At 72.6% G+C, this 14,994-nt stretch carries 13 protein-coding genes and 1 pseudogene; 12 read left to right on the top strand and 2 right to left on the bottom strand.

Features of this window, described 5'->3' with window-relative positions; translation table 11 throughout:
* Positions 1-149: 149 nt before the first annotated feature.
* A complete protein-coding gene (locus tag AB0447_RS32765) occupies positions 150-599 on the bottom strand; it encodes a nuclear transport factor 2 family protein (protein ID WP_366480532.1) in 450 nt (149 codons plus the stop codon).
* Between the two features lie 144 nt (positions 600-743).
* On the opposite strand from AB0447_RS32765, the gene AB0447_RS32770 reads away from it, so the two are divergent.
* From AB0447_RS32770 to AB0447_RS32825, 12 genes and pseudogenes are all read left to right on the top strand, one after another.
* Positions 744-2,216 carry an FAD-dependent monooxygenase gene (locus AB0447_RS32770; RefSeq protein ID WP_366480533.1) on the top strand — a complete coding sequence of 491 codons (1,473 nt, stop codon included), beginning with the start codon at positions 744-746 and terminating at the stop codon, positions 2,214-2,216.
* A gap of 59 nt (positions 2,217-2,275) precedes the next feature.
* A complete protein-coding gene (locus AB0447_RS32775; protein WP_366480534.1) occupies positions 2,276-2,974 on the top strand; it encodes an antibiotic biosynthesis monooxygenase family protein in 699 nt (232 codons plus the stop codon).
* Positions 2,975-3,122: 148 nt separating this feature from the next.
* Positions 3,123-3,452, top strand: a complete 330-nt coding sequence (locus tag AB0447_RS32780) for a TcmI family type II polyketide cyclase (protein ID WP_366480535.1) — start codon at positions 3,123-3,125, stop codon at positions 3,450-3,452.
* The gene (locus AB0447_RS32785; protein WP_366480536.1) at positions 3,449-4,720 is read left to right on the top strand and encodes a beta-ketoacyl-[acyl-carrier-protein] synthase family protein; all 1,272 of its coding nucleotides are present in this window, start codon (positions 3,449-3,451) and stop codon (positions 4,718-4,720) included. Before AB0447_RS32780 ends, AB0447_RS32785 begins: the two co-directional genes overlap by 4 nt.
* Entirely contained in the window at positions 4,717-5,931 is a 1,215-nt protein-coding gene (locus tag AB0447_RS32790; RefSeq protein ID WP_366480537.1) for a ketosynthase chain-length factor, read from the top strand. The genes AB0447_RS32785 and AB0447_RS32790 overlap by 4 nt, the downstream gene beginning before the upstream one ends.
* 94 nt (positions 5,932-6,025) lie before the next feature.
* Positions 6,026-6,298, top strand: coding sequence for a phosphopantetheine-binding protein (locus AB0447_RS32795; protein ID WP_366480538.1), 273 nt, complete (start codon positions 6,026-6,028; stop codon positions 6,296-6,298).
* A gap of 16 nt (positions 6,299-6,314) precedes the next feature.
* Positions 6,315-7,103: a 3-oxoacyl-ACP reductase FabG gene (gene fabG / locus AB0447_RS32800; protein WP_366480539.1), complete on the top strand. Its 789-nt coding sequence runs from the start codon at positions 6,315-6,317 to the stop codon at positions 7,101-7,103.
* A gap of 28 nt (positions 7,104-7,131) precedes the next feature.
* Positions 7,132-8,067 (top strand): aromatase/cyclase, encoded by a 936-nt coding sequence (locus AB0447_RS32805; RefSeq protein WP_366480540.1) that lies wholly within the window; start codon positions 7,132-7,134, stop codon positions 8,065-8,067.
* Between the two features lie 6 nt (positions 8,068-8,073).
* Positions 8,074-9,784 (top strand): annotated as a pseudogene (locus AB0447_RS32810) (FAD-dependent monooxygenase).
* On the top strand, positions 9,724-11,229 hold the full coding sequence (locus AB0447_RS32815; RefSeq protein WP_366480541.1) for an FAD-dependent monooxygenase: 1,506 nt from the start codon (positions 9,724-9,726) through the stop codon (positions 11,227-11,229). Before AB0447_RS32810 ends, AB0447_RS32815 begins: the two are co-directional and overlap by 61 nt.
* A gap of 294 nt (positions 11,230-11,523) precedes the next feature.
* A complete protein-coding gene (locus AB0447_RS32820) occupies positions 11,524-12,375 on the top strand; it encodes an alpha/beta fold hydrolase (RefSeq protein ID WP_366480564.1) in 852 nt (283 codons plus the stop codon).
* 10 nt (positions 12,376-12,385) lie between these two features.
* On the top strand, positions 12,386-13,756 hold the full coding sequence (locus tag AB0447_RS32825; RefSeq protein ID WP_366480542.1) for an MFS transporter: 1,371 nt from the start codon (positions 12,386-12,388) through the stop codon (positions 13,754-13,756).
* On the opposite strand, the gene AB0447_RS32830 is transcribed toward AB0447_RS32825, so the two are convergent.
* Entirely contained in the window at positions 13,734-14,819 is a 1,086-nt protein-coding gene (locus tag AB0447_RS32830; protein WP_366480543.1) for a methyltransferase, read from the bottom strand. The genes AB0447_RS32825 and AB0447_RS32830 overlap by 23 nt on opposite strands.
* Between the last annotated feature and the right edge of the window lie 175 nt (positions 14,820-14,994).

Consider the following 14,994-nt stretch of genomic DNA (forward strand, 5'->3'; position numbering starts at 1 on the left):
GACCGGACGGCAGTGGCTCGTGCTGCTCACGCCGGTCGAAGGCCCGGCGGGAACCGCGGCCGGAACCGCGGGCGGAGCGGGTGCCGGGAGGGGAACTCCCGGCACCACCGCGGGCCGTGTGCTGTGCGGGTCGTGCGGGTCGTACCGGGTCAGTGGGTGGCCGGGGCGGTGCCGTTCGTCCAGACCACCTCGAAGGAGAGGGCGGACAGCCGCCAGCCCTGGGGGGTGCGGCGGGCCTCGCCCTTGACGAAGGTGCCCGCCTGGAAGACCGGGGCGGCGGCGTCCTGCGGGGCGTCGGCCGGCCGGTGCAGGACATGGGTGGCGATCACGTTGGCGCGCAGGGCGGCCCGGTCCCCGTCGACCTCGACGACGGCCGGCGAGCCCATGTGCTGGTGCCGCGCGAACTTCTTGAGGGACGTCCGGTGGAATTCCGGGACGCCGTCGATGCCTTCCTGGCGGGCGTTCGGGGGGAACGCGATCACCACGTCGTCGGTGAACAGACCCTTGGCCCATCCAGCGTCGATAAAGTCATCGTCGAGGCCGATGAGATATGCGTTCAGAAGTGCCGCGACTTCAGCGGCCGATTGGCTCGATGTCATGCCTGAGGATGTGCTCGAATGGGGCTGGTGGCCAACCCCTGTTGCGCAGGATATGACGTTCCTGCAGAAAACCTGTACTAGCGGCTATTTACTGTTCCGGTAGCCCCTCGCAATACTGGTAAAACACCAGTCGGAAGAGGGCAGATGGACACCTTTGATGCAGACGTAATCATCGTGGGAGCCGGGCCCACCGGACTCATGCTCGCAGGTGAGCTGGGTCTGAATGGAGTTTCGGCCACCGTCGTCGAGCGGCTCTCCGAGCCCATGCAGCAGTCGCGTGCCCTCGGATTCTCGGCGCGGACCATCGAAGAATTCGACCAGCGTGGACTGCTTTCCCGCCTCGGTGAGGTGGATGTCATTCCCTTCGGGCACTTCGGTGGAGTTCCCATCGATTACCGGCTGCTTGAGGGCGGCTCGTACGGGGCTCGAGGAATTCCGCAGTCGCGCACCGAGGGAATGCTGGCCGGCTGGGCCGCCGAAAAGGGCGCCGAGGTGCGCCGCGGCGTCGAGGTCACCGGCCTGGAGAGCGACGAGGACGGGGTGACCCTGGAGGTCACCACCCCCGAGGGCCCGGGCACCCTGCGCGCCCGCTACGTGGTGGGCTGCGACGGCAGCCGCAGCATCGTGCGGCGGCTGGCCGGCATCGAGTTCACCGGCACCGACGCGGCCATCGAGCTGCGCTTCGCCGACGTGGCCGGGGTGCCGCTGCGGCCCCGGTTCAGCGGTGAGCGGGTCCCCGGCGGCATGGTGATGGTCCTGCCGATCGGCCCGGACCGCAGCCGTGTCATCTACTTCGACCGCTCGGAGCCGCTGCGCACGAGCACCGAGCCGATCACCTTCGACGAGGTCGCCGCCGCGTTCCAGCGGCTGACCGGCGAGGACATCAGCGGCGGTACGCCGCTGTGGGTCAGCTCGACCACCGACACCAGCCGGCAGGCGACCGAGTACCGGCGCGGCCGGGTGTTCCTGGCCGGCGACGCGGCCCACATCCACCTGCCGATCGGCGCGCAGGGCATGAGCGCCGGCGTGCAGGACGCGGTCAACCTCGGCTGGAAGCTGGCCCTCGACATCAAGGGCCAGGCCCCCGAGGGGCTGCTCGACACCTACCACAGCGAGCGCCACCCGGTCGGCGCCCGGATCCTGGCCAACACCCTGGCCCAGCGGATCCTCTACCTCGGCGGGGACGAGATCACGCCGCTGCTGGAGGTGTTCGCCGAGCTGGTGGACTTCCCGTCGGTGCAGCGCCACCTCATCGGCATGGTGACCGGTCTCGACATCCGCCACGAGGTCGGCCCCGGCGAGCACCCGCTGCTCGGCCGCCGGCTGCCCGACCGCGAGGTCGTGGTCGGCGGGGAGAAGGCCAGCAGCCTGGAGCTGCTGCACCCCGGCCGGGGCGTGCTGCTGGACCTGCACGACAACGCCGTGCTGCGCGAGGCCGCCGCGGGCTGGGCCGACCGCATCGACGTGGTCACCGTCGTCAACTTCGACTGTGACGCGCCGCTCGACGGCCTGCTGATCCGCCCCGACGGCTACGTCGCCTGGGCGCCGCCGCTGGGCGAGCCCACCGCCGGCCTCGACGAGGCCCTCACCCGCTGGTTCGGCCCGGCCTCCGCCTGACGCCACGCCACGCCACCCGTTCCGTCCGCCCATTCGTACCCCTAAGGAAGCGAAGAGAAATGCCCAAGATCTCCACGCAGGACAACCACCTCACCGTTCTGAACCTGTTCACGACGGATGTCCCGGAGAACCAGGACAAGCTGATCGAGGAGATGACGAAGATCGTCAACGCCGCGACGTACGAGGGCTGGATGTCCAGCACCGTGCACGCCGGCGTCGACAAGCCGGGCACGGCGAACTTCATCCAGTGGCGCAGCGGCGAGGACCTCGAGAAGCGCTACGCCGGCGACGAGTTCAAGCACCGCACCCTCCCGGTCTTCGGTGAGATCACCACCTCGATCAAGCTGCTGCAGAACGAGGTGGCCTTCACCCAGGAGCACCCCTCGCTGGGCGGCACCATCGAGGTCTCCCCGGAGCGCGACGACTACACCGTGATCGCGGTCTTCCCCGTCGCCAAGGAGAACCAGGAAGAGCTGATCGACGCGCTCGGCCCGGCGCAGGAGTACTTCCTGCAGTCCCCCGGCTTCCGTTCGCACGTCGTGCTGCGCGGCCTGGCCGCCCGCGGCCTGGAGGGCTCCTTCGCCGTCTCCTACTCCCAGTGGGAGAGCAAGGAGGCCTTCGAGGCCCACCGCGACGTCCCGCAGGACCAGAAGCCGGAGGGCCGCGTGGCGGCCGAGGGCCGGATCCGCGCCGTCGTCACCGGCATCCCGGACATCAACACCTACCGCGTCGTCCACACCCGTTCCGCCGGGGAGTAACCGGCGACCGCTTCCGCCGACCCGGAGGAACACCTGACGCCCGGCTCCCCCCGGGGGAGCCGGGCGTCCCCCGGGCCCCGCGGACGACGTCCGGCGCCCGCCGCCCCGCCAGTACCGAACACACGAAACCGCTGAGGAGCGAGACCGTATGCACAGCACTCTGATCGTCGCCCGGATGGACCTGGCCTCGAGTGCGGACGTGGCCCGGCTGTTCGCCGAATTCGATGCGACGGAGATGCCCCAGCGGATGGGAACACGGCGGCGCCAGCTGTTCTCCTACCGGGGCCTGTACTTCCACCTCCAGGACTTCGACACCGACAACGGCGGCGAGCTGATCGAGAGCGCCAAGTCCGACCCGCGCTTCGTCCAGATCAGCGACGACCTGAAGCCGTTCATCGAGGCCTACGACCCGGCGACCTGGCGCTCGCCCGCCGACGCCATGGCCACCCGCTTCTACAACTGGGAGGCGAAGGCGTGACCGGGCGGCGAGTCGTCATCACCGGAATGGAGGTGCTCGCGCCCGGCGGAGTCGGCCGCGAGAACTTCTGGAACCTGCTGAGCGACGGCCGGACGGCCACGCGCGGCATCACCTTCTTCGACCCGGCGCCGTTCCGCTCGCGGGTGGCGGCCGAGGTCGACTTCGACCCGTACGAGCACGGCCTGACCCCGCAGGAGGTCCGGCGCATGGACCGGGCCGCCCAGTTCGCGGTCGTGGCCTCGCGCGGTGCGGTCGCCGACAGCGGCCTGGACATCGCCGGCCTCGACCCGTACCGGGTGGGAGTGACCGTCGGCAGCGCCGTCGGAGCCACCATGGCCCTCGACGAGGAGTACCGGGTCGTCAGCGACGGCGGCCGGCTGGAGCTGGTCGACCACCGGTACGCGTCCCCGCACCTCTACAACCAGATGGTGCCGAGCTCCTTCGCGGCCGAGGTCGCCTGGGGCGTCGGGGCCGAGGGGCCCAGCACGGTGGTCTCCACCGGCTGCACCTCCGGCATCGACTCGGTCGGCTACGCCGTGGAGCTGCTCCGCGAGGGCACCGCCGACGTCATGATCGCCGGGTCCTCGGACGCGCCGATCTCGCCGATCACCATGGCCTGCTTCGACGCGATCAAGGCCACCACCCCGCGGCACGACGAGCCGGGCCGGGCCTCCCGCCCGTTCGACGGCACCCGCAACGGGTTCGTGCTCGGGGAGGGCGCCGCCTTCTTCGTCCTGGAGGAGCTGGAGAGCGCCCGGGCCCGCGGCGCGCACATCTACGCCGAGATCGCCGGCTACTCGACCCGCAGCAACGCCTACCACATGACCGGCCTGCGGCCGGACGGTGTGGAGATGGCCGAGGCCATCCGGCTGGCGCTGGACGAGGCCCGGATGAACGGCGACGAGATCGACTACATCAACGCGCACGGCTCCGGCACCAAGCAGAACGACCGGCACGAGACCGCGGCGTTCAAGCGGAGCCTGGGCGACCACGCCTACCGCACCCCGGTCAGCTCCATCAAGTCGATGGTGGGGCACTCGCTGGGCGCCATCGGCTCCATCGAGATCGCCGCCTCGGCGCTGGCCATGGAGTACGACGTGGTCCCGCCGACGGCCAACCTGCACACTCCGGACCCGGAGTGCGACCTCGACTACGTACCCCTCACCGCGCGCGAGCAGCTGACCGACGCGGTACTGACCGTGGGCAGCGGCTTCGGCGGATTCCAGAGCGCCATGGTGCTGGCCAACCCCGAGAGGAGCCTGGTATGAGCGCGTCGGTCGTGGTGACCGGCCTCGGTGTGGCGGCCCCCAACGGGCTGGGCGCCTCCGACTACTGGGCTGCGACGCTGGCCGGGAAGAGCGGCATCGGCCGCGTCACCCGGTTCGACCCCTCGGACTATCCGGCCCGGCTGGCCGGCCAGATCCCGGGCACGGCGGCGGAGGACGGGCTGCCGAGCCGGCTGCTCCCGCAGACCGACCGGGTGACCCGGCTGGCGCTGGTGGCGGCCGACTGGGCGCTGGAGGACGCCGGGATCCGGCCCTCGGAGCTGCCCGACTTCGACATGGGCGTGGTCACGGCCAGTGCGGCCGGCGGTTTCGAGTTCGGCCAGGGCGAGCTCCAGGCGCTGTGGAGCAAGGGCAGCCAGTACGTGTCCGCGTACCAGTCCTTCGCCTGGTTCTACGCCGTCAACAGCGGCCAGATCTCCATCCGCAACGGCATGAAGGGCCCGGCCGGAGTGGTCGTCAGCGACCAGGCCGGCGGCCTGGACGCGGTGGCCCAGGCCCGCCGCCAGGTCCGCAAGGGCACCCGGATCATCGTCTCCGGTGCCGTGGACGCGTCGATCTGCCCGTGGGGCTGGGTGGCGCAGCTGGCCGCCGGCCGGCTGAGCACCTCCGAGGAGCCCACCCGCGCGTACCTGCCGTTCGACCGGGAGGCCCAGGGCTTCGTTCCGGGCGAGGGCGGCGCCATCCTGATCGTGGAGTCGGCGGAGTCGGCCCGCGAGCGCGGCGCGAAGGTCTACGGCGAGATCTCCGGGTACGGGGCGACCATCGACCCGCGGCAGGGCAGCGGGCGCGGACCGAACCTGCGGAAGGCCATCGAGACGGCCCTGGCCGACGCCGGGGCCGAACCGGGCGAGATCGACGTGGTGTTCGCCGACGGCGCCGCGGACCCGCAGCTGGACCGGGCCGAGGCCGAGGCGCTCAACGCCGTGTTCGGGCAGCGGGGCGTACCGGTCACCCTGCCGAAGACGATGACCGGGCGGCTGTACTCGGGTGCCGCACCGCTGGACCTGGCGGCGGCCTTCCTCGCCATGCGGGACGGAGTCATCCCGCCCACCGTGAACGTCGACCCGTGCCTGGACTACGGCCTGGACCTGGTCCTGGACCAGCCGCGGCCCGCCGAGGTCCGCACCGCGCTGGTGCTGGCCCGCGGCCACGGCGGCTTCAACTCGGCGATGGTCGTCCGCTCCGCCGGCTGACCGGCCGGTCCCGGGCACCCGCCCGGCCGGCCCTCTCCGCCACACCCAGCCAGGGCATGCCGCAGCAGCATGCCGCACCGATGAAGGGAACGACATGGCCAGCAAGTCTTTCACCCTCGACGATCTCAAGCGCATCCTGATCGATTCCGCGGGCGTGGCGGAGGGGGTCGACCTGAACGGCGACATCCTGGACACCACCTTCGCCGACCTCCAGTACGAGTCGCTGGCGCTGCTGGAGTCCGGCAGCATCATCGAGCGCGAGTTCGGGATATCGCTCGACGAGGAGGCCGTCGACGACACCCTCACCCCGCGCGGGTTCATCGAGGCGGTCAACCGCCAGCTGGCGTCCGCCGCCGTGGCCGCGTGAAGGGGCTGAACCGACGATGACGCAGAACAACAACGGACGGGTCGCGCTGGTTTCGGGCGCGACGAGCGGGATCGGGCTGGAGTCGGCCCGGCTGCTGGCCCAGCAGGGCCACCGGGTGTTCATCGGCGCGCGCAACGCCGAGAACGTGGCGGCCACCGTCAAGGAGCTGCAGGACGAGGGCCTGGACGTGGACGGCGGCGTCCTCGACGTCCGCGACGGCGCGTCCGTCAAGGCGTTCGTCGAGGCCGCGGTGGACCGCTTCGGCACGGTCGACGTGCTCGTCAACAACGCCGGCCGGTCCGGCGGCGGCGTGACCGCGGACATCGCGGACGAGCTGTGGGACGACGTGATCGACACCAACCTGACCAGTGTGTTCCGGCTGACCCGCGAGGTGCTGAACACCGGCGGGATGCGGCACAAGGACCGCGGCCGGATCATCAGCATCGCCTCCACCGCCGGCAAGCAGGGCGTGGTGCTCGGTGCCCCGTACTCGGCGTCCAAGCACGGCGTGGTCGGCTTCACCAAGGCCCTCGGCAACGAGCTCGCGCCGACCGGCATCACCGTCAACGCGGTCTGCCCCGGCTACGTGGAGACGCCGATGGCGCAGCGGGTCCGGCAGGGCTACGCCGCGGCCTACGACACCTCCGAGGACGCCATCCTCGAGAAGTTCCAGTCGAAGATCCCGCTCGGCCGCTACTCCACCCCGCAGGAGGTGGCCGGCCTGGTCGGCTACCTGGCCTCGGACTCCGCCGCGTCGATCACCTCGCAGGCGCTGAACGTCTGCGGCGGCCTCGGCAACTTCTGACCCGCTCGACCGATTGAGGACACCGAAGATGACGACCCGTGAGGTTGAGCACGAGATCACCATCAGCGCCCCGGCCGGTGCCGTCTACCGGCTGCTGGCCGAGGTGACCAACTGGCCGCGGATCTTCCCCCCGACCATCCACGTGGACCGGGTGGAGGCCGACGGCGCCGAGGAGCGGATCCGGATCTGGGCCACCGCCAACGGCGACGCCAAGAACTGGACCTCGCGCCGCACCCTCGACCCGGAGGGCCTGCGGATCACCTTCCGCCAGGAGGTGCCGGCCGCGCCGGTGGCCGCCATGGGCGGCACCTGGATCCTGGAGCCGCTCGGCGAGGGCGAGACCCGGGTGCGGCTGCTGCACGACTACAGCGCGATCGGCGACGACCCGCACGACCTGCTGTGGATCGAGCGGGCCGTCGACAAGAACAGCCTGTCCGAGCTGGCCGCGCTGAAGAAGAACGTCGAACTGGCCCACGCGGCGGAGGAGCTGACGTTCTCCTTCACCGACACCGTGCACATCAACGGGTCGGCCAAGGACGCCTTCGACTTCATCAACGAGGCGGACCGGTGGGCCGAGCGGCTGCCGCACGTCGCCGTCGTACGGCTCACCGAGGACACCCCCGGCCTGCAGACGCTGGAGATGGACACCCGGGCCAAGGACGGCTCGGTGCACACCACCAAGTCGTACCGGGTGGTGTTCCCCGACCACAAGATCGCCTACAAGCAGGTCACGCTGCCCGCGCTGATGACCCTGCACACCGGCGAGTGGACGTTCGTGGAGACCGACGGGGTGACCGCCGCGTCCTCGCAGCACACGGTCACGCTGAACACGGACAACATCGAGAAGATCCTCGGTCCGGACGCCACCGTCGCCGACGCCCGCGCGTACGTCCACTCGGCGCTCAGCACCAACAGCACGGCCACGCTCAACCACGCCAAGGCCTACGCCGAGAAGAAGAGCTGACTGGCCATGGCCGACACGGCGGACCTGCTGGACACCCAGGTCGTGGTGGTCGGGGCCGGCCCCGTCGGGCTGATGCTCGCCGCGGAGCTGCGGCTCGGCGGCGCCGATGTGGTCGTACTGGAGCGCCGGCACGCGCCCAGCACGGAGTCGAGGGCCTCCACGCTGCACGCCCGCACCATGGAGATCCTCGACAGCCGCGGCCTGACCGGTGAGTTCGGCACCCCGCCGAACGAGCCGCGCGGCCACTTCGGCGGCCTGCCGCTCGACCTTTCCCTGCCCGGCCCGTGGCCGGGACAGTGGAAGGTGCTGCAGACCAGGACCGAGGCGGTGCTGGAGGAGTGGGCGCTCGCGCTGGGCGTCGACATCCGGTGCGGGCACGAGCTGACCGGGCTGTCCGGCGGCGGCGCACACGACGCGTACGTCGAGGCGGAGGCGGTCGGCCGGAGCGGCGAGGTGCTGCGGGTGAGGGCCCGCCACCTGGTCGGCTGTGACGGCGAGGACAGTACGGTGCGGCGGCTGGCCGGGGTGGCGTTCCCGGGCCACGACGCCCGGCGGGAGCTCATCCGCGCCGACGTCGCCGGCATCGAGGTGCCCAACCGCCGCTTCGAGCGGCTGCCGCAGGGACTGGCCATCGCGGCCCGCCGCCCCGACGGGGTGACCCGGGTGATGGTGCACGAGTTCGGCAGCACCGCCCGGCAGCGGGCCTGGGACCCCGAGAACGCAGAGAACGCCGCGTTCGAGGAGGTCGTCGACGTCTGGAAGCGGGTCACCGGGGAGGACATCAGCGGCGGAACCCCGCTGTGGGTGAACGCCTTCGGGGACGCCAACCGGCAGCTGGAGCAGTACCGGCACGGCCGGATCCTGTTCGCCGGGGACGCCGCCCACCGGCAGATGCCGATCGGCGGGCAGGCCCTCAACCTCGGGCTCCAGGACGCCTTCAACCTGGGGTGGAAGCTGGCCGCGGAGGTGGCCGGCACCGCCCCCGAGGGGCTGCTGGACAGCTATCACACGGAACGCCACGCCGTCGGACGGCGGGTGCTGGCCAACATCGAGGCCCAGGCGCACCTGCTGCTCGGCGGGCGGGAGGTGGAGCCGCTGCGCGAGGTGCTGGCGGAGCTCGTCGGCCACGAGCCGGTACGGGCCCACCTGGCCGGCATGATCAGCGGCCTCGACATCCGCTACGACGTGGACGGACCGGCGCACGAACTGCTCGGCGCGCGGCTGCCGCAGACCCGGCTGGCCTCGGCCGAGGGCTCCGCGGAGGCCGCGCTCAGCACCACCGAGCTGCTGCGCACCGGCCGCGGTCTGCTGCTGGACCTGCGCGGTGGCGCGGAGGTCCCGGCGGCGGTGCGCGGCGGCTGGGCGGACCGGGTCGCGGTGGTCGCGGGCCGGCCGGAGCGGCCGGGCCCGCTGGACGGTGCCGGCTGTGTGCTGGTGCGCCCGGACGGCCACGTCGTCTGGGCCGGGCCCGCGGACGAGGGACTGCGGGCCGCCCTGGAGCGCTGGTTCGGCGCGGCGCGCTGAGCGGCGGCGGCCGCGGCCGGAAGGGCCGCGGCCGCCATCTGCTGCACGGCGATCGTCCTGCGGGGCGATCGTGCCGACCCCGGCCGTGCCGGACCGCACGGATACGGAATTCGACCGGAGAAGAGGAAGACCATGGAAGGGACAGCCGCGGACGCGGACGTCATCATCGTCGGCGCCGGCCCGACCGGGCTGATGCTCGCCGGAGAACTGCGCCTGGGCGGGGCCAGCGTCATCGTCACCGAGCGACTGGCGCAGCCCACCGGGCAGTCTCGCGGCCTCGGCTTCACCGCACGCGCCATGGAGGTGTTCGACCAGCGGGGCCTGCTGCCCCGGTTCGGCCAGGGCGAGACCCTGGAGATCAGCCCGCTCGGCCACTTCGGCGGGGTGCAGTTCGACTACACCGTGCTGCCCGGCGCCCACTTCGGGGCGCGCGGCATCCCGCAGAACCAGACCGAGGCGGTGCTCGAGGACTGGGCCCGCGAGCTGGGCGTCGACATCCGGCGCGGCTGGGACTTCCTGGACCTGTCCGACGGCTACCTGGACGGCGACGGCGTCGAGATCACCGTCAGCACCCCGGACGGGGTGCAGCAGCTGCGCGCCGCCTACCTGGTGGGCGCCGACGGCGGGCAGAGCAGCGTCCGCAAGGCCGCCGGCTTCGACTTCCCCGGCACCGCCGCCACCCGCGCCATGTTCCTCGCCGATGTGACCGGCTGCGCGCTGCGCCCCCGGTTCCTGGGCGAGCGGCAGCCCAACGGGATGGTGATGGCCGCCCCGCTCGCCGAGGGCGTGGACCGCATCATCGTCTGCCCCGACGGCACCCCGGCCCGCGGCCGGGACGCCGAACCGGTCACCTTCGCCGAGGTCGCGGCCGCCTGGCAGCACATCACCGGCGAGGACATCAGCGGCGGCGGCGCGGAGTGGGTCAGCTACTTCACCGACGCGGCCCGGCAGGCCACCGAGTACCGGCGCGGCCGCGTGCTGCTGGTCGGCGACGCCGCCCACATCCACCTCCCGGCCGGCGGGCAGGGGCTGAGCACCGGCGTGCAGGACGCCGTCAACCTCGGCTGGAAGCTGGCCGCGGTGGTGACCGGCACCGCCCCCGACGGGCTCCTCGACACCTACCACGGGGAGCGTCACCCGGTCGGGCAGCGGCTGCTGATGAACACCAGCGCGCAGGGCACGGTCTTCCTCGGCGGCGCGGAGGCCGACCCGCTGCGCGCCCTGTTCTCGGAGCTCATCGCCCACGACGAGGTCAAGCGGCACCTGGCCGGGATCGTCAGCGGCCTCGACATCGCCTACGACTTCGGCGAGGGCGGCCACCCGCTGCAGGGCCTGCGGCTGGCGGACCGCGCGCTGGTCACCGCCGACGGCGAGGAGACCGGCACGACCCGGCTGCTGCACCCGGGCCGGGGCGTCCTCCTCGACCTCGCCGACAGCCCGGCGCTGCGCGCCGCGGCGGCCGGCTGGGGGCACCGGGTGGACGTCACCACCGCCACCGCGAAGCCGCTGGACGGCGCGGACCCGCTGCACGGCACGGCCGCGCTGCTGGTCCGGCCCGACGGGCACGTGGCGTGGGCGGGCGACAGTATCGAAGAACTGACCGACGCGCTGCGCCGCTGGTTCGGCGACGCGCGATGACCGCACGCCGCCGCGGTCCGCATCGAGGACCGCGGCGGCCGGCCGTACGGGGGTAAACCGATGGACAGCACCATGACCGCAGCGTCGGTCGAGTCGCTCGCCTCACTCGCCCTGGCCACGGCCGGGCCGGCCGGGTTCGGGGCCGCCGCCGCGGTGGCCACGATCCCGGCCACGATCCCGGCCACGGTCCCGGCGGCCGCTGCCCTGTCGGCGGCGGCGCCGGCCGTCCCGGCAGTGGCCGGGGCCGCGCGCGCCGCCGTGCCGGCCGGCCTCGCCGCGCCACAGGACCCCGGCCTGTCCCCCGGCGTCCGCCGGATCACCCTGGACGCCGGCGGCGTCACCCTGTCGGCCCTGTTGAGCACGCCCGAACACACGGCGCCGCGCGCCACCGTGGTCGCCGTGCACGGCGGCGGCATGACCGCGGGCTACTTCGACGGGCAGGCGCACCCGGAGACCTCCCTGCTGACGCTCGGCGCGAGCCTCGGCTACACGGTCCTCGCCGTGGACCGCCCCGGGTACGGGGACTCCGCGGCGCTCTTCCCCGACGGGCTGGCGCTCGCCGAGCAGGCCGTGCTGCTGCGCGCGGCCCTCGCCGACTTCACCTCCCGGTACCCGTCCGGTGCCGGCCTGTTCTGGCTCGCTCACTCGTACGGCGGAAAGCTCGCCCTGTCGACCTGCGCCGGACTCACCGGCCGCGACGGCCTGCTGGGCCTCGACATCTCCGGCTGCGGCCACCGGTTCGCGCCGACCGACCCGCAGGAGGGGCTGAAGCAGACCCAGCGGCACTGGGGTCCGCTGCGGCTCTACCCGCAGGGGACCTTCCGCGTCAGCACCGCGCTGGTGGCGCCGATGCCGCCCCGCGAGGCCGGCGAGCTCGGCCACTGGACGGAGCTGTTCGCGGCGCTCGCGCCGCGCATCCAGGTCCCGATCCGGCTCACCTTCGCCGAGCACGAAGCCTGGTGGCACCACGGCGAGCAGGACCTGGCCGATCTGGCGAGCCGGCTGACCGCCGCCCCGCGGGTGCAGATCGACCGGCAGCCGGACGCCGGGCACAACATCAGCCTGGGCTGGGCGGCCCGCTCGTACCACCTGCGGGCCCTGGCCTTCCTGGAGGACTGCATGACCCGGACCGGGCGCGGGGCGTGACCGACCGCCCATGAACCGCCGTCTCGCCTCCACCTTCCGCTCGCTGTCCGTGCGCAACTTCCGGCTGTTCGTGGCCGGCCAGGTGGTGTCCGCCGCGGGCACCTGGATGATGGTGGTGGCCCAGGACTGGCTGGTCCTGGGCCTCACCGGCGGTTCGGGCACCGCCCTGGGCGTGGTGACCGCCCTGCAGTTCACACCGCTGCTGCTGACCCTGTACGGGGGGCGGCTCGCCGACCGCTACGACAAGCGGATGCTGCTCACCGTCGCCAACCTGGCCTCCGGGGTGCTGGCCCTGGCGCTGGCCGTGCCCGCCCTGACGGGGGGTGTGGAGCTGTGGCACATCTGGGTGTGCGCCTTCGCCCTGGGCATGGTCAACGCGGTCGAGGTGCCGACCCGCATGTCCTTCGTCAGCGAGTTGGTCGGACCCGATCTGCTGCCCAACGCGTCCGCGCTCAGCGGCGCGTACTTCAACATCGCCCGGGTGGCCGGGCCGGCCCTGGCGGGCGCCCTGATCACCGCGGTCGGCACCGGCTGGGTGATGCTGGTCAACGCGGCCAGTTATCTCGCGACGGTGGCGGGGCTGCGGATGATGCGGCCGGGCGAGCTGTTGCGCGGTGCGCCGGCCGGGGGGCAGGCGCGGGTGGGGGACGGGCTGCGCTATGTGCGGGAGCGCCGCGATCTGGTCATGCCGGTGCTGCTGGTGGCGGTGATCGGCCTGTTCGGGCTGAACTTCCAGCTGATGCTGCCGCTGCTGGCGAAGACGGTGTTCCACGCCGACGCGGCCTCGTTCGGGCTGCTGACGACGGCGTTCGCGGCGGGCTCGCTGCTGGCGGCGCTGGCCACCACGGCCCGCCGGGGCCGGCCGGCGGCGCGCACGGTGGTGCTGTCCGCGCTGGGGTTCGGGGTGGTGGAGACCGTCACCGGGTGGGCGCCGAACTTCGCCGCGGCCGTGGTGCTGCTGTTCCTGACCGGGTTCGGCGCCCTGTACTTCGCGCAGGCCGCGAACCACCGGATCCAGCTGGGCAGCGATCCCGCGTACCGGGGCCGGGTGATGGCCCTGTACACGCTGATCCTCCAGGGGAGCACCCCGCTGGGCAGCCTGCTGGCGGGCTGGCTGGCCGAGCATCTGGGGGCGCGCTCGGTGCTGTACCTGGGCGGTCTGGTGTCGGTGGCGGCGGCGCTGGCGGCGGCGGGTGCGGAGCGGCGTACGAAGGGCCGTACGGGCGGTACGGGCGGTACGAAGGACCGTACGGGCGGTACGGGCCGTACGAAGGGCCGGCCCGGGCACGCCCCGGAGGAAGTGTCCGGGGCGGCCGGGCCGGCCGGGTGGGCGGGGCAGGGCGGGAAGTCCGCTCCGGTCAGACCGGGCGGGCCTCGATGACGGAGATCGCGGCGGCGGTCTGGTGGACCTTCTCCAGGGCGAAGCCGGCCTGAGCGAGGAGCTCTCCGTACTGCTCGGGGGTCCGCTCCTTGCCGCCGACCAGCAGCATCAGCCACAGGTCGACCAGCTTGGCGGAGTGCGGGCTGTTGCCGGGCGTGGGCACCATCTCCATCAGCAGCAGGCGGCCGCTGCCGGTGCCGATGGCCTCGCGGACGTTGCGGAGGATCTCCAGGGCCTGGTGCTCGGGCCAGTCGTGGACGATGTGCTTGAGGATGTACGCGTCCCCGCCGGCCGGCGGGACGTCGAACAGGCCGCGGTTCTCGACGGAACAGCGGTCCGCGACCCCGGCCTCGGCGAGGAACTCGTGGGCGCCGTTGGTGTCGACCCGCGGGTCGACGAGGACGCCGCGGCTGTTCGGGGAGCGCTCCAGGATGCCGGCCAGCAGGCCGCCCTGGCCGCCGCAGAAGTCGACGATGGTGGCGTAGCGGGAGAAGTCGTAGGCCGAGACGATGGGCAGGGTCTCGGTCACCGACATGCCGCCCATGCCGCGGGTGAAGACCTCCCCGTACTCGGCGTTGAGCTCCAGGTACTCGAAGGCGCCCATGCCGCGCAGTTTGGGCAGGCTGGCTTCGCCGCTGCGGACCGAGTCCACGAGGTGGGCCCAGTCCTCCCAGTGGGTGGGGTGGCCCATCAGGATGGCGGTGTCCCGCATGGACATCTCGACGTCGGAGCGGAGCGCGCTGCCCATCGGGGTGAGGGCGAACCGGCCGTCCTTCTGCTCGGTGAATATCGAGTAGCTGGCGAGCAGGCGCAGCAGCCGGTACAGGGATTCGGGGTGGGCGCCGACCCGGTCGGCGAGCTCGTCGACGGTCAGCGGGCCGTCGGCGAGGGCGTCGGCCACGTTGAGTTCGGCGGCCGCGTAGATGGCCTGGGTGACCATCGAGCCCTGGGCGAGTTCGAGCAGCGCGAACGGGGCGGGCGCCAGTTTGCGGGTCAGGTTCTGCAGGCCCGACCGCACCCCTTCTACGGTGCGGACGACGCGCGGGGGTGGCAATGCGGGCATGAGTTCTCCTCGGGAGCCGGCCGACAATCCTGCTGACAGCGTGGATCCGGCCGCATGGAAACCTCTCGGGCCTGGCTTGACGCGGGCTTGAGGACGGGACGCGGCACGGCCGTGCGGCGGCACGCCGGAGTTACGGTTTCGTCCCGCAGACCGGTTCGAACATCGAGTTCGAGCC

It is taken from the genome of Streptomyces sp. NPDC051211 (genome assembly GCF_040689505.1).
Lineage (GTDB): Bacteria > Actinomycetota > Actinomycetes > Streptomycetales > Streptomycetaceae > Streptomyces.

Excerpts from the sequence above, each read along its gene's own strand:
- AB0447_RS32765 (WP_366480532.1), bottom strand. The coding sequence starts at position 599 with ATGACATCGAGCCAATCGGCCGCTGAAGTCGCGGCACTTCTGAACGCA.
- AB0447_RS32770 (WP_366480533.1), top strand. The coding sequence starts at position 744 with ATGGACACCTTTGATGCAGACGTAATCATCGTGGGAGCCGGGCCCACC.
- AB0447_RS32775 (WP_366480534.1), top strand. The coding sequence starts at position 2,276 with ATGCCCAAGATCTCCACGCAGGACAACCACCTCACCGTTCTGAACCTG.
- AB0447_RS32780 (WP_366480535.1), top strand. The coding sequence starts at position 3,123 with ATGCACAGCACTCTGATCGTCGCCCGGATGGACCTGGCCTCGAGTGCG.
- AB0447_RS32790 (WP_366480537.1), top strand. The coding sequence starts at position 4,717 with ATGAGCGCGTCGGTCGTGGTGACCGGCCTCGGTGTGGCGGCCCCCAAC.
- AB0447_RS32795 (WP_366480538.1), top strand. The coding sequence starts at position 6,026 with ATGGCCAGCAAGTCTTTCACCCTCGACGATCTCAAGCGCATCCTGATC.
- fabG (WP_366480539.1), top strand. The coding sequence starts at position 6,315 with ATGACGCAGAACAACAACGGACGGGTCGCGCTGGTTTCGGGCGCGACG.
- AB0447_RS32805 (WP_366480540.1), top strand. The coding sequence starts at position 7,132 with ATGACGACCCGTGAGGTTGAGCACGAGATCACCATCAGCGCCCCGGCC.
- AB0447_RS32815 (WP_366480541.1), top strand. The coding sequence starts at position 9,724 with ATGGAAGGGACAGCCGCGGACGCGGACGTCATCATCGTCGGCGCCGGC.
- AB0447_RS32825 (WP_366480542.1), top strand. The coding sequence starts at position 12,386 with ATGAACCGCCGTCTCGCCTCCACCTTCCGCTCGCTGTCCGTGCGCAAC.
- AB0447_RS32830 (WP_366480543.1), bottom strand. The coding sequence starts at position 14,819 with ATGCCCGCATTGCCACCCCCGCGCGTCGTCCGCACCGTAGAAGGGGTG.